The organism is Oceanobacillus luteolus (assembly GCF_042678205.1).
In the GTDB taxonomy this organism is placed as follows: Bacteria; Bacillota; Bacilli; order Bacillales; family Amphibacillaceae; genus Oceanobacillus; species Oceanobacillus luteolus.
Genome location: NZ_JBHUDE010000044.1, coordinates 13,508 through 26,940, shown reverse-complemented (window position 1 = coordinate 26,940; position 13,433 = coordinate 13,508). Strand labels below are relative to the sequence as shown.

Genomic DNA, 13,433 nt, shown 5'->3' with positions numbered 1-13,433 from the left:
AGGCGTATATGAAAAGGCAGGAACTTGAACGGGAAGGAAAAGAGTGGGTAAAAGAAGGGATTATTTCCGAGGAACAATTGAATCGCATTTTAGCACGCAAGAAGGAAACTGGACCGAATTATATTATTATCCTTTTCGCAGTATTACTGACAGGTCTAGGATTTTTAACTTTCATTATGTCGGAATGGGCACGGCAAGCCCATCTATCTCGTGTCGTTATTTTACTTCTTGTCACGTTGTTCTTCTATATACTTGGCGATATCCTTCACCGGAAGAACAACACACTCTACGGGATAAGTTTTATCGTGCTAGGATATATTGTTTTCGGTTCCGGATTATTGCTCGTTATTGATATATATCAAGTGACGCTCTTTTCCGCTTGGCCGTTCATCATTTGGACTGCTGTTGGTCTCGTGCTTTTCTATCTTTATCAACACCCACTCCTATATTTCGTTCTGGTTGTCATCGGAACAATTGGTCAATTGTATAATGGATTGTCATTTTCTGACTTTAATTGGATTTTATTTGTAGTGATGTTTCTTGGAGCTGGATATTTTGCTTTCCGTGAAGAGTTGGGTTTGTATTATTATTTACTTGCTGCGAGCTTTGCTTTGCAGAGTATCGTACTTACCATGACTGTTTCTGAACATTATTATTGGTATCTGATTCCGATTCTTATACTTTATCTAGTGGGGGATGCATTAAGGAAGGAAGAAAATGCTGTTGTGATATCTTATGTCGCCCTCATTTCCATCTTTCTCTACGGCATGTATCAGACGTTGCTGTTGCAAGATGATTGGTACTCTCCACAAATCCCAAGTTTCGATACTAGCTTTTTTATTGTTTGGCTGTTTGTCTTTATTTTCGCGCTTTATGTTAAATGGCGTACTGAGCGCAAGGAGGAAATGGTTGATTTTGTGCTGTTTTTACCGATCGTTTTATTACCGCAAGCTCATTTATTCAGTATCATCGTGTTATTTGTTTTCTCGTTGGTTGGATATTTATCGGCTACAGAATACAGCTCCCACAGCGAATAATGCTTGGGACGGTTGCTTTCCTATTCAGCACTTTCAATGTCTATATCCAGTATGCCTGGGATGCACTCAATAAGTCGTTGTTTTTCTTTATCGGCGGAGTGCTTTTGTTCCTGATTAGTTTTATCTTTGAAAGACAACGGAGAAGGCTGAAAAAAGAGGGAAGTGACTTGAAATGAAACGATTGATTTTTATTTTCCTGCTAATCGTTCAAGCTGCTATTATTCTACTCGTTGCTTTCCAGTATGAATGGATAAAAGATAACGGTAAACCTATTTTTTTAGAAACTAAAACTCCAATAACTACGTATCATGCTAACAATGATGTTTACGTAGAATATGAAATCAATTATCTTCCAGCAGAAATTTGGGAAATCGATGAGGAACTCGATTATCAGGAGAAAGTCTTTGTTGTATTGGCTCCCGATGATACAGGAGTTCATCGGGCTGTCCGAGTGACAAAAGAGAGACCAGAGCTTCGTGCGGAAGAAGTATCACTGCCAGCAACCTATTCTTATGTTGATTCTATAAAGGATGAATATCGGGTAGACTACGGGATAGAAAAGATTTCTCAAGTCGATCCTGGCAAAGATAAGCATAGAAGATGGCTCATCACTTTAAAGGTCGCTCCTTGGGGACAAAAAGCTATAACGGAAGTGGCAGAATTATAGGCTCGGAAATTGTGTCTGTAGTTTGACATAGGTAATGTGAAATCCAGCTCCTAGTCTTAGTTATAAAATGAATTCTTTTTTGGAACATGGTATGATTGGTGTTGACAATCTTTAATGAAATTAAGGAGGAAACCTACATTATGCTGCACATGCATGTTACATCCTGGATTTTAGGAATAATTTTACTATTAGTGGCGTTTTTCCTTTATAAACAAGGAAATGAAAAAGGCGCAAAAATCGTCCATATGATTTTACGTTTAATGTACTTATTTATCATCTTCACTGGTGGTTATCTGCTGTTCGATGTTTATCTTGCGAACTTCCAAATGCCATTAGGAGCAGAAGCGATTACAAAAGGATTAGCTGGAATCTGGCTCATTGGTGCGATGGAAATGGTACTTACAAAAACGAAAAAAGGCAAACCAGCAACGTCCGCATGGGTTCAATTTGCAATTGCTTTTATTCTCGTACTTGTACTTGGATATATTCGTTTACCTTTATCATTCTAAGTTTGAAAAAGCTGTCTCTTTATTGTGGGGCGGCTTTTTTATTGGTTTACATATGAGTTTAAGTATTGGAATGCTCACGATGGACTGTCTCCGGAAAATCGAGATTGCATCGCACGCAAGAGTCCCTCGCGTGCAATTGTTGCTTTGGAATCGTGGGTGAATCGAACGCAAGGTTCTCTCACGTGCGATTGTCGCATTAGAATCGTGGGTGAATCGAACGCAAGGTTCTCTCACGTGTGATTGTTGCATAGAAATCGTGGGTGAATCGAACGCAAGGGTCCCTCACGTGCGATTGTTGCATAGAAATCGTGGGTGAATCGAACGCAAGGGTCCCTCACGTGCGATTGTTGCATAGAAATCGTGGTCGAATCGCACGCAAGGGTCCCTCACGTGTGATTGTCGCATTGAATTCATTGGTGAATCAAACGTAAGAGCCCAGCAAGTTCGGCTGCCACTTAAAAAGTCCCGCAAGCAGCTATCATTTTCAGTATCACCATGAAGTTATGAAGGTTTTTTAACAATTTTTGTATTTCAATTGACTAATAAATAATTTCGTTAATAATAGTACAGGACACGTAATAGAAATGATGGGGGAACAGTGATGAAGAAGAACATGATAATGAGTATTGCGGTATTATTTTCACTATTAATATATGGTCTACCAATAGAAGCTGCGGACAGACAGATTGAAGATGAAATCATCTATAAAGTCATGATCGACCGCTATAATAATGGTGATTTCTCTATCGATGAAGGAGTGGATGTGGATGATCCGCAAGCCTATCATGGTGGAGATATCGAAGGAATTAAAAAACGCCTCAATGAAAAAGCAGACCTTGGAGTAACGACGATTGCCCTTTCCCCGATAATGGCTAATTCGGAAAATGGTTTTCATGGATATTGGGTAGAAGATTTTACGGAAATGGAAGAACAGTTTGGTACAATAGAGGATCTTGATGAGCTTGTAGCAGAAGCGCATAAACTTGGTATGAAAGTCGTCATTGAATTCGTCACGAATTATGTTTCGCGCGATCATGAAATAGCACTGGAGCCAGAGTTTGCCGATTGGATCTTGACTGATGAAGTGAACGGTCCGGATTGGACAGAGAATGTGGTTCAATTAAACCAAGATAATCCAGAGGTACAGAAATTCTTGATTGATGCTGCTTCGTTTTGGCTAAAAGAAACGAATGTAGATGGATTAGTGCTTCACGCAGTTGACCAATCTTCTGTTGATTTTTTATCGAATATTACATCAGAACTTAAAAATAGTTATCCCGATCACTATTTGATAGGCGATGTTCTAAATCCCGAATCAGATGTTAGTGAAATTATGGAGAATACAGAACTGGATGCTGTTGATAATTATGCGTTAAGTAGAGGAATAGCGGAAGTGTTCAGCGAGGTCGACCAGTCGCCTGAGGAGATTTTAGAGCTCCATAAAGAATATGCTGAAGCGGGAAGTATACTGTTTGTAGATGATTTCTATTCTGAGCGTTTTACACAGAAGTTTTCCGAGAACGGCAGAAATTCGGTAACGACATGGACGCTGGCCTTAACTTATATGTACACCACACCTGGAACTCCGATGATAATACAAGGTTCTGAGGTAAGTATGTACGGTGAAACTGCCGAGGATTCTCAGCGGCTCGTCCCACACCATAGTGGAGAACCAGAGTTGAAAGAATTCCATGATCGAATCTCTTCTTTGCACGATGAATTCCCTGCATTACGCCACGGTGATTTTGAGTTAGTAGATTCAAGAGATTCGTTTGCTGTATTTAAGAGGACATATGAGGATGAAACATTGTATGTTGCTATCAATAACGGCAGTGAATCGAGCTATATAGATATAACGGATGTGGATTCTGATAAGATGTTAAGAGGTTATCTTGGAGATAATATCGCCCGTGAAAATGAAGAAGGAAACCACCGGATCGGAATACCTCGTGAATCCGTAGAAGTTTATGAAGTAGTCGACTATGAGGGCTTCAACTGGCTTCTGATTTCACTCGTCGGTGGAGTGATGATTGTTTTTGTTACTGGAATCATCTATCTGACCTTGAAGCAGAAGAGACGAGAAGCAAGCGAACAAACCAAATAATTTAAAGCGCTTGGTGCGAAATCCGCCAAGCGTTTTTATGTCCAGTAAGACGTGTTGGTTGAATGGCACTTAGTTAGGGATAGCAGTGGTTAATTTTCCTGAATGTCGAGAAGGGAATCAAATTCGGGAAGATATGATGTGTTTGTTTTCCCGAATGTTGAGAAGGCAATTCTGTTCGGGAAGATATAATGCGTTTGTTTTCTCGAATGTTGGCAAGCAACTCTTATTCAAGAAAATATCTATTGTTTATCATCCCGAAGCACGTGGGTAGTTGTAGTTTGGGAGAATAAACTTGTAAATTTTCTCGAAGTGAGGGCTTCGTATGTTTGAAATGGCCATTCTTGTGTAAAAGTGTTATAAAACAATTAAAAAGACGTCTTGTCTGATTTTAGAACAAAACGTCTTCAAATTTATTATTTATTTGGTTGGTTGGAGAAGAATAGGGAAAGGGTGCCTGGACCAACGTGTGCACCGATTACGGCTCCGACCATTTCAATGACAATATTTTCTTTAGCTACGCCAAATTTATCTTGAATCATGCTTGATAATTGTTCTGCTCTCTCTAAGTCATCTCCGTGGCTGATTCCGATGACTTGGTGTTGGAAGTCTTTTCCGCGTTCTTCCATCAGTTCAATCATACGACCAAGCACTTTCTTAGAACCGCGAATTTTTTCGATTGGAACGAGTCGTCCATCTTCCACGTTAAGTAGTGGTTTGATCTTCAGCAAGCCACCGACGAAGGCTGATGTTTTACTGACTCGGCCACCGCGGTATAAGTATTCTAAATCATCTACAGTGAAGAGATGCTCCATATGTTTTGCTTGATACTCGGCAGCTTCTATAATTTGTTCTACGCTAGCACCTGCTTTTGCCATTTTAGCAACATGCAAGACAACGAGACCATAACCGATGGAAGCACATTTGGAATCGACAATATAAAGAGGGGCATCTGGATAGTCTGACTTTACCATATCCTCCATAATTTTAGCGCTTTGGTAGGTTCCAGAAAGTTCCGAGGAAAAAGATACATAAACGAGTGGTTCGTTTTTTTCTGCACAAGCCATGAAATGCTTTTTAAAAGCCTCTGGAGCAGGTTGGGATGTTTTTGGTGCTTTCCCATTACGCATCGCATCGTAAATCGTTTTTGGATCAATTTCATTTACATCTGCATAAGCACGATCATCTAGATGAACATTTAATGGTATCATTTCAATGCCATATTCGTTATAATGGTCTTTTGACAAGTCAGATGCTGAATCTGCTAGGATTTTTACGTTCATGATTTCACTTCCATTCTAATTTGCTTACTTATTATAGTTTAAAGCTTGATTGTCATTTAGTCAAAAAGTATTTGAAAAGTTATGAATTTGTTATCAGGAGGACCAAATATGTTTATGATGGAAGCAAAAAGGATTATTATAGTAATCATCGGTGCTTTCTTAACTGCAGTATCGCTAAACTTCTTCCTCATTGCTGCTAACGTTTATGCTAGTGGTTTTGCAGGTGCGGCTCAGTTATTAGCAAGTGTTTTCCAAGATTTTATTGGAGTCAATATCGGAACAGGTCTGTTTCTACTCTTACTGAATATACCTGTATTTATTCTGGGATGGTTTAAAGTTGGCAAGGGATTTACCATTTACAGTGCTATTTCTGTTGTTTGTGCTACGATTTTTCTTGAGATTATGCCAGTAATTGCTTTATCGAATGATATTATCCTGAATGCGGTATTCGGTGGGGTAATTGGAGGAATCGGTGTCGGTATTTCTCTGAAAATCGGTGCTTCAACAGGGGGAATGGACATTGTTGCTATGGTCCTTTCCCGTTTGAATGATAAACCGGTTGGCAGATATTTCTTATCTCTTAATGCGGTGATCATTGTATTGGCAGGTGTTCTTTACGAACCTGAAAACTCTCTTTATACACTTGTTGCTCTCTATGTCACGACAAGAATCATTGATGCAATCCATACTCGTCATGTGAAACTGACAGCGATGATCATAACCCAGAAAGCTGAAGAGATGCAGCAAGCGATCCACAGTAAATTTATTCGCGGCATCACGATTCTTCCAGCCCAGGGTGCATATACGAAAACAGAGAAGAAAATGTTATATCTTGTACTTACCCGTTATGAACTATACGATCTTGAGAAAATTATCCATGAAGTAGACGAACAAGCGTTCACAAATGTCGTTGAAACGACTGCGGTATATGGACAATTTAGAAAGGATTAGATGGAATGAAGAAGAGTTATTTATTAGCTATTTTACTCATTATTTTCCTCGCAGGATGCGGGAGTGATCCCGAGCCTGCGGAAGAATCGGACACAGAAGAAACAAGCTCATTGTTGTTCCGTAATTTAGATTTACAACAGGAGGAAAACACGTTTGTGTTATCTGGTGAGGTCACTTCAGACGAGCAAGTGTTTTATTATCGTTTAGAGCAAGGTGAAGAGGAGCTTCAGGAAGAGGCTGTTTACGAACTCGAAGCTGAAGCAGCAGGAACGTGGGAAAGTTTTGAAATAACTGGAGAAATTCCAGCTTCCGCATCTGAAGCAGAAGCTAGTCCAATTTTGACTCTTTATGGCAAGGCAGAGGATGGGGAGACGATTCATCCGAATTATATTCCAATTGATATGGAAAATTAGAAAACAAAAAGAATCATCCACAAATCAGGATGATTCTTTTTTTATTCCCACTCCGAACTCGTGAAGCAGTTCTTGTGGATATGTATTAGTAGCCTTTCTTTTCCAATAGTTCAATTACGTTAGGTGATAGTTGCTCCCACTCGACGTCGAACTTTTTATTTACTGTTACAAAATTTTGATAGCCGAAAACGTTATCGACTCCTTCAAGTTTCATCAATTCATTTAAAATTTCATGTTCACTCGTATCTCCTGGCATAAGGGAGAAGCTTTTCGTACCTTCAAAAATCAGCTTATCCGATGTAAATTTCATTGCGTTTGGGTTTGGGGTCCCTTCCATACGAATTGCCATTTCACACACTCCTTTTTGAATCATACTTACTAATATAGTAGCAGATATATAGGAAATTAAAAAGTAAAGCGAATGAAGTCAAGTCGGGCCTGCTTAAGGGGGATGAAACGCTTGAAAATGTAAGCAATGAAACTATTGATTCAGCAGTAAAAACAAACGGATTCACCTTTATCGAGTGAATCCGTTACGTATTAAAGCTGCTGATTATTTTTTAATTTACTCTCAAGTTGTTCAAGTTCTTGTTTTTCCTCTGGCGTCGCTTCTTGATAAGCTGCTTGAATGGCATGCTGTACAGCTTCACGGTCTGTATCTGATGCTTGCTGTCCCATGTTCATCATTTCCATTACACGTTGTCTTGCTTGTTGAAAAAGTGATTGTTGTTGGTCCATTTAAAATCCTCCTCGAGTATGTTCATCAACTTCTGCTTTCTTACGAGCCTTATCAGTAAAGGCTTTGTTGGATGCTACAGCATTTTCTTTTACTAATTCACTGTTTCCCTTTTTCTTCTTTTTGTTCAGGTAAGTCAGCCTCCTTATCATCAAATATTGAAAACACAAAAAGGGAACGTTCCACACGCTCCCTTTTAGTATGAACACTTCTAACCTTGCTATGCATGAATATATCAGCTTGGTGTGTTCGTTTTTATTTTCAGGTATTCTTCTAAAAAGACGCCGATACCGTCTTGTTCATTTGTTTTTGTCACATGTTTGGCGACGGATTTCAGTTCCTCAATAGCGTTGCCCATCGCTACGCCGACTCCAGCGTACTCGATCATTTCCAGATCATTATCTTCATCTCCGAATGCGATGATGCGGTCTTGTGGAATGTCGAAGTAGTGGGCGATTTTTTGAAGTCCTACTGCTTTGTTCATTCCTTTTTTGATGATCTCAATCACGTTCCAAGGAGCACCCCATTTACGATGCTCAATTACTTCAGCATGATACTCATCGAGGTGGTTACGGAGTTTATCGACTTGATTCTCTTCTGGATAGACGAGGACCGAGGTCGGGTCTACTTCAAGCTTCTGCTTTAGGTTCCCGATCACATAAGCAGGCTCATTTTCCAATTCATCGAAGAAACTCAGGAGTTTACTGTCATAGGAATCGAGATAGACGTCATCCATCACTTCAGCGAGAATATTATTAACACCGAGGTCATAACATGCATCAATAATTTTATGGGCAGTTCGAATTGGCATTGGACTATGTAATGCATCCCATTTGCTGTCTTGAGGATGGTGGATCAATGCTCCATTGAAGTTGACCATCGGAGTATCCAATTCGAGCTCATTGTAGTAATTGATGCTGGCCCGGTGTGGTCTTCCGGTTGAAATAACCAAAAGATGTCCTTCTTCTTTTGCCCGAAAAAGTACTTGTTTCGTGTGCTCACTGATCTTTTTATCATCTGTAAGTAATGTCCCATCTAGGTCTAATGCAATCATATGTTTTTTCATCTTTTTTCATTCACCTCATTTGTAATAACTAGTCTATAAGGGATTGAGGCGAATGTAAAGTAAATTAAAATTAAAATGAGCATTGACGTTTATACTGGAAGGTGGTTAGAAATACAGGTAACATTAGAATGAGAGGTGAAGTGGATGATTGGAATTATTAAAGAGAAGTTTGAAAATATACCGAGTTTAGTTGTAGTAGATAGCAATAAACAGAGAGAAGCACTGCCAACCGTCATCTTTTTCCATGGATTTACAAGTGCGAAAGAGCATAATCTAACTATAGCCTTTTTATTAGCGGAAAAAGGATATCGTGTTGTGCTTCCAGATAGTGAGCTTCATGGAGATAGGGAGCAGGAAACAACGGAACTTAAGAGGCAAATTTCCTTCTGGGATATTGTGCTGAATAATGTAAAGGAACTCGAGATAATAAAACAAATCTTAGATGATGAAAATTTAATCTTAGATGGAAGAATTGGTGTAGCGGGGACGAGTATGGGCGGAATCACTACCTCCGCGGCACTCTCACAATATGAGTGGATCAAATCGGCTGTTATTTTAATGGGTTCACCAAGAATTACAACTTTTGCCAAGACACTTGTTGAAAGCTTTAAGAAAGAAGGGGACTTGCCGATTACGGATGAGCAAATCGCCGCTCTGTATAACCAGCTGGAGACCTGTGATTTATCGTTACAGCCGGAAAAATTGAACGAGAGGCCGCTTTTATTCTGGCATGGACAACAAGATGCCGTCGTTCCATTCGACCACTCTTATACGTTTTATGATGAAGTGAAGCAGGATTATTCGAATCCGGAAGCTATCCAGTTTATCAAAGAACAAAATGCCGGACATAAAGTAAGCAGAAATGCTGTTTTGGAACTTGTAAAATGGTTCGAAAAATATTTGTAACAGAGTGGACAATTTAATTACTTAAATTTTTCATGCAAATATGGTTTAATTAATACAAGAAGGATAAAGGAGGTAGGAAACATGGATGAAGCAACAAAAGAGTATCTGATGGGTGCACTCGAGAACGTAATTGACCCTGAATTAGGCATAGATATCGTCAACCTCGGCTTAGTATATGATGTAGATCTTGATGAGAATGGTGTATGTACGGTTACAATGACATTGACTGCAATGGGTTGTCCATTGGCAGGGCATATTGAACAAGATATTAAATATGCACTTGGTGACCTTCCAGAAGTAAAGGAAACCGTAACAAATATCGTATGGAACCCACCTTGGGATAAAGACAAAATGTCCCGCTATGCGAAAATTGCATTGGGAATTCCTGATTGATTCAAACACATATAGTCATAAAATAAAAGCAACAGCTAACGAGAAATTCGCAGCTGCTGCTTTTTATTTTTTATAAGAAAATGATAACCAGTAAACCGACAACGACACAATAATAAGAGAAATACTTCAAGTTTCCGCGTGCCATGATGCCCATAAACCATTTTAGTGCGAAGTAGGTCGCAACAAATGCGGTAATAAATGCAATGGTGTTTGGAATCCATAGTGCTTGGAAATCTGGACTTGTTACGAGATCTGGTACCTCGAGAATTGTCGTACCTAGACTGACAGGAATATATAATAGAAATGCAAAACGTAATGCGGTATCCTGTTTCATTCCAACCATCATGGCGGCGACAATACTAGCTCCAGAACGGCTGATACCAGGAGTGACTGCGACAGCTTGTGCTAGTCCAACAATAACGGCGTCTTTCATTGTTAAATCACCGTCTTGCTTTCTCCCCCGCAAGTTACGAATCATCCAAATGGCTGCAGCTGTTATTAAGAGCGTAATACCGATGACTTCCGTTCGGCTTAGTAAATCCCCAAGATAGTCACCAAACAGAACTCCAACGACCCCTACTGGAATCGTTGCGATAATTAGATAAATGACAAATTGAAAGTCGCTTCGTGCCGCTTCATCCTTTTTGAAGAGAAAAAGCAATGTATTTTTAATTAAACGTATAATATCTTCCTTATAGATTAAAAGTACAGCCAATAGTGATGCAAAGTTCACAAAAATTTCAAAGGAAAGTCCTTTTGCTTTAATCCCGAATAATTCTCTGAATATGACCAGATGTCCACTAGAAGATATCGGAATAGGTTCAGTGACTCCTTGAACTAGTCCAAGGATAAAATATTGAATGATTAAGATAAGATCTTGAATATAATCCATTGTTTTTCGCTCCTTTTTTCACGCAGTCAACCCCCTCTAGACAAGTTCCAATTTTCAACTAGGTGAATAGTCTAGTTGATGAGGAGGGGTGATTTGTGTGACGATGAATAGTGATACTATGAAAATGTATGAACAATGTAAAAAACATATGCATTCTTATGTTCTTGTTGAAACGGTAGATGGGCTGAGTGTAGACGGGATATTAACCGGTTTAGACGATGAATATGTATACATGGCCGTCCCAAATGATGCTTACCCGGGTGATATGAATTCGATGCAAGGCATGAGCCATTATGATAGACAGTTCGGTTGCCCATTCTACGGTCCTTTTGGCTATGGGCCAGGCTTCTATGGGTACGGACCATTCGGGGTACCTAGGTTCCGCAGACTGATTCTACCTCTTGCTGCCTTAACGGCCCTGACTTTATTACCCTGGTATTAACACGAAATAACAAACCCTTGCCAATTCCTTGAAGGCAAGGGTTTGTTAAATGGTTAGTTTTCTTTTTGTTTGAGAGCGACTTCACCTAGTAAAAATACGATTACCATAAAGAATGCCGCTAAAATAACTACCTCTGAAATTACGAATGGTTCTCCAGCCATACTAGTCAGTACGTACGAAACCGCTGCGCTAATAAGCAGTGACCAAATGATTGTCATAATGTATCGCATATTTGGCACCTCACATTTCTATGAATTTCATATGTATTAGTTATCTTTATAAAAATTATGTCCTTATACAGTTTAACAAATAAGGAATAAAAATAAAAGCTTTAATTTGAACATATATTAAAGTAGGGAGGAGATGACTATGCAAGCCCTAGTGTTGAATATTACAGATTGGATCAGCTACCATATTGCCGATCGGTTATTAAGTGAAGGTTATGAAGTGAATGCAGTGAAAAGTAATAATAATAATGAACATCTTGTTGACTTTTTTCCCCGTAACAGTAATTTTGAATTAGTGGAAGAGCCGTTGCAAACATCTTATCCTTTAGTTATTTGTGTCGGCCCTCTACCACAGTTTGCAAAAAAGCTGGAATGTAAAAGGATTTTTCTGATCAATAGTGATTCTATAAATTTAGATCACGCAATTTCTATTCAGGCTCCTTACTTATTTGGAGAATGGATGCCGCTGTCAGATGATGATTTACTCCAGAATGAAAATCAAATTACATTTTCTGCTTCTGAATATGAGAAAGAAGGCCTGTATATTGCTGATTTTCTCGAAGTTTTTATGGAATGGGTAGAAAAAGGGCCTCCTAACTCAGAAATTTATGTGAAATCTAAAAGAAATGGAGAAAATACAGGTAAAAAACTTGAAAAAACTTTCCTCGTCGATGAAAATGTTCCTATAGAAGAAAATTTGAAGCAAGTCATTTCACATTATCAACAGTTTAAAGATTTATATCAATCATCATAATAAACGTTGGATAGGAGGGGCAGTATTGAAAAAGTATGGAATATATTCATTAATTATGATTCTTATAATACTGCCTGGCTGCAGCTACTTTGAGGGGAGCAATCTGCAAAATGTCGGTATGATCTTTGAATCCTCAATTGACGACAATTCTTGGAACGAAAAGGGTTATCAAGGGCTGCTGGAAATAGAAAAAGAGTTTAAGACAGATGTCTTCTATAAGGAAAATATCCGCAGTGAAAACGAAGTCGCCCGGACAGTAGACGAATTCGTAAAAAAGGGTGTCAATCTTGTCATTGGCCATGGAAATATCTATGGCAGTCATTTTGTCGAGCTGACAAAAACATATCCAGAAATCCATTTTATTTATATGAATGGCGAGATTTATAATTCGAATGTTACGAGTTTAAATTTTAATTCCCATGCGATGGGCTTCTTCGGTGGTATGATTGCTGGTGAAATGTCCGAGACAGATCAGATAGGTGTAATAGCTGTCTACTCTTGGCAACCGGAACTGGAAGGTTTTTATGAAGGTGTGAAGTATGAAAATCCAAATGCAGATATTTATATTGATTTTGTTAATGATTGGGATGATAAAGAGCGGGCTTTATCCATTTACGAAGAGTTTGAACAAGCAGGCATCGATATTATCTTTCCGATAGGTAATGCGTATAATGAGGCAGTGATTCAAGCTGCTGCTGAAGATGGTATATATTCTTTAGGATACATTAACGACCAGAATGACATTGCTCCTGATTTTGTGTTGACTAGTCTGATTCAGCACGTAGATAAGGTATATGTAAAAGCAGCCCGAGATTTTAATGATGAGGAATTAGTTGGCGGTATCCGCTACTATGATTTCCATAATGATTATATTACGTTAGGTGATCTCAATGAAGCTATTCCCGAGAGCTTTGTAGACGAACTACTTAAAGGTGTTGAAATATATAAAGAATCGAATCTTCTTCCGAATGAAAAGTGAGGGGAAAATATTCTCCTCTTGTCAGAAGGAGATTTTTGCTATAAAATTAGTACCAAGTCATAATGATTAGTCATATA

Annotated in this window: 18 protein-coding genes; 11 read left to right on the top strand and 7 right to left on the bottom strand. The window is 38.9% G+C overall.

What is annotated here, in order from left to right; genetic code table 11:
* The first annotated feature begins 8 nt into the window (after positions 1-8).
* The 4 genes from ACFSBH_RS09760 (at position 9) to ACFSBH_RS09745 (ending at position 4,317) form a co-directional block, all read left to right on the top strand.
* On the top strand, positions 9-1,037 hold the full coding sequence (locus tag ACFSBH_RS09760; protein WP_379597282.1) for a DUF2157 domain-containing protein: 1,029 nt from the start codon (positions 9-11) through the stop codon (positions 1,035-1,037).
* Between the two features lie 172 nt (positions 1,038-1,209).
* Positions 1,210-1,704 (top strand): GDYXXLXY domain-containing protein, encoded by a 495-nt coding sequence (locus tag ACFSBH_RS09755; RefSeq protein ID WP_379597280.1) that lies wholly within the window; start codon positions 1,210-1,212, stop codon positions 1,702-1,704.
* 140 nt (positions 1,705-1,844) lie between these two features.
* The gene (locus ACFSBH_RS09750) at positions 1,845-2,213 is read left to right on the top strand and encodes a YisL family protein (protein WP_251514822.1); all 369 of its coding nucleotides are present in this window, start codon (positions 1,845-1,847) and stop codon (positions 2,211-2,213) included.
* A 601-nt stretch (positions 2,214-2,814) separates the two neighbouring features.
* On the top strand, positions 2,815-4,317 hold the full coding sequence (locus tag ACFSBH_RS09745; protein ID WP_251514824.1) for an alpha-amylase family glycosyl hydrolase: 1,503 nt from the start codon (positions 2,815-2,817) through the stop codon (positions 4,315-4,317).
* Positions 4,318-4,730: 413 nt separating this feature from the next.
* On the opposite strand, the gene ACFSBH_RS09740 is transcribed toward ACFSBH_RS09745, so the two are convergent.
* Positions 4,731-5,597: a DegV family protein gene (locus tag ACFSBH_RS09740; protein WP_251514827.1), complete on the bottom strand. Its 867-nt coding sequence runs from the start codon at positions 5,595-5,597 to the stop codon at positions 4,731-4,733.
* Positions 5,598-5,705: 108 nt separating this feature from the next.
* Here ACFSBH_RS09740 and ACFSBH_RS09735 point away from each other — a divergent pair, with 108 nt between their 5' ends.
* Positions 5,706-6,548 (top strand): YitT family protein, encoded by an 843-nt coding sequence (locus tag ACFSBH_RS09735; RefSeq protein ID WP_251514829.1) that lies wholly within the window; start codon positions 5,706-5,708, stop codon positions 6,546-6,548.
* Between the two features lie 5 nt (positions 6,549-6,553).
* Positions 6,554-6,961, top strand: coding sequence for a hypothetical protein (locus ACFSBH_RS09730; protein WP_251514831.1), 408 nt, complete (start codon positions 6,554-6,556; stop codon positions 6,959-6,961).
* An 85-nt stretch (positions 6,962-7,046) separates the two neighbouring features.
* Here the strand turns inward: ACFSBH_RS09730 and ACFSBH_RS09725 are convergent, their stop codons facing one another.
* The 4 genes from ACFSBH_RS09725 to ACFSBH_RS09710 form a co-directional block, all read right to left on the bottom strand.
* Positions 7,047-7,310, bottom strand: a complete 264-nt coding sequence (locus ACFSBH_RS09725; protein WP_251514839.1) for a NifU N-terminal domain-containing protein — start codon at positions 7,308-7,310, stop codon at positions 7,047-7,049.
* A gap of 191 nt (positions 7,311-7,501) precedes the next feature.
* On the bottom strand, positions 7,502-7,699 hold the full coding sequence (locus ACFSBH_RS09720) for a DUF3813 family protein (protein WP_251514841.1): 198 nt from the start codon (positions 7,697-7,699) through the stop codon (positions 7,502-7,504).
* A complete protein-coding gene (locus ACFSBH_RS09715; protein WP_379597276.1) occupies positions 7,700-7,849 on the bottom strand; it encodes a hypothetical protein in 150 nt (49 codons plus the stop codon).
* A gap of 83 nt (positions 7,850-7,932) precedes the next feature.
* The gene (locus ACFSBH_RS09710) at positions 7,933-8,763 is read right to left on the bottom strand and encodes a Cof-type HAD-IIB family hydrolase (protein ID WP_251514844.1); all 831 of its coding nucleotides are present in this window, start codon (positions 8,761-8,763) and stop codon (positions 7,933-7,935) included.
* 144 nt (positions 8,764-8,907) lie between these two features.
* Between ACFSBH_RS09710 and ACFSBH_RS09705 the strand changes: the two genes are divergently transcribed.
* Together ACFSBH_RS09705 and ACFSBH_RS09700 are read left to right on the top strand one after the other, a co-directional pair.
* Complete coding sequence (locus ACFSBH_RS09705; RefSeq protein ID WP_251514846.1) at positions 8,908-9,669, top strand: alpha/beta fold hydrolase; 762 nt, start codon at positions 8,908-8,910, stop codon at positions 9,667-9,669.
* Between the two features lie 81 nt (positions 9,670-9,750).
* Positions 9,751-10,062, top strand: coding sequence for a metal-sulfur cluster assembly factor (locus tag ACFSBH_RS09700; protein WP_251514848.1), 312 nt, complete (start codon positions 9,751-9,753; stop codon positions 10,060-10,062).
* A 70-nt stretch (positions 10,063-10,132) separates the two neighbouring features.
* On the opposite strand, the gene ACFSBH_RS09695 is transcribed toward ACFSBH_RS09700, so the two are convergent.
* Complete coding sequence (locus ACFSBH_RS09695) at positions 10,133-10,945, bottom strand: undecaprenyl-diphosphate phosphatase (protein ID WP_379597295.1); 813 nt, start codon at positions 10,943-10,945, stop codon at positions 10,133-10,135.
* 112 nt (positions 10,946-11,057) lie between these two features.
* Between ACFSBH_RS09695 and ACFSBH_RS09690 the strand changes: the two genes are divergently transcribed.
* Positions 11,058-11,396, top strand: a complete 339-nt coding sequence (locus tag ACFSBH_RS09690) for a hypothetical protein (protein ID WP_379597273.1) — start codon at positions 11,058-11,060, stop codon at positions 11,394-11,396.
* Between the two features lie 53 nt (positions 11,397-11,449).
* On the opposite strand, the gene ACFSBH_RS09685 is transcribed toward ACFSBH_RS09690, so the two are convergent.
* Entirely contained in the window at positions 11,450-11,626 is a 177-nt protein-coding gene (locus ACFSBH_RS09685; RefSeq protein ID WP_251514852.1) for a DUF2929 family protein, read from the bottom strand.
* Positions 11,627-11,765: 139 nt separating this feature from the next.
* Here ACFSBH_RS09685 and ACFSBH_RS09680 point away from each other — a divergent pair, with 139 nt between their 5' ends.
* Positions 11,766-12,377, top strand: coding sequence for a hypothetical protein (locus ACFSBH_RS09680; RefSeq protein ID WP_379597271.1), 612 nt, complete (start codon positions 11,766-11,768; stop codon positions 12,375-12,377).
* Between the two features lie 25 nt (positions 12,378-12,402).
* Positions 12,403-13,356, top strand: coding sequence for a BMP family ABC transporter substrate-binding protein (locus tag ACFSBH_RS09675; protein WP_379597269.1), 954 nt, complete (start codon positions 12,403-12,405; stop codon positions 13,354-13,356).
* The last annotated feature ends 77 nt before the right edge of the window (positions 13,357-13,433 follow it).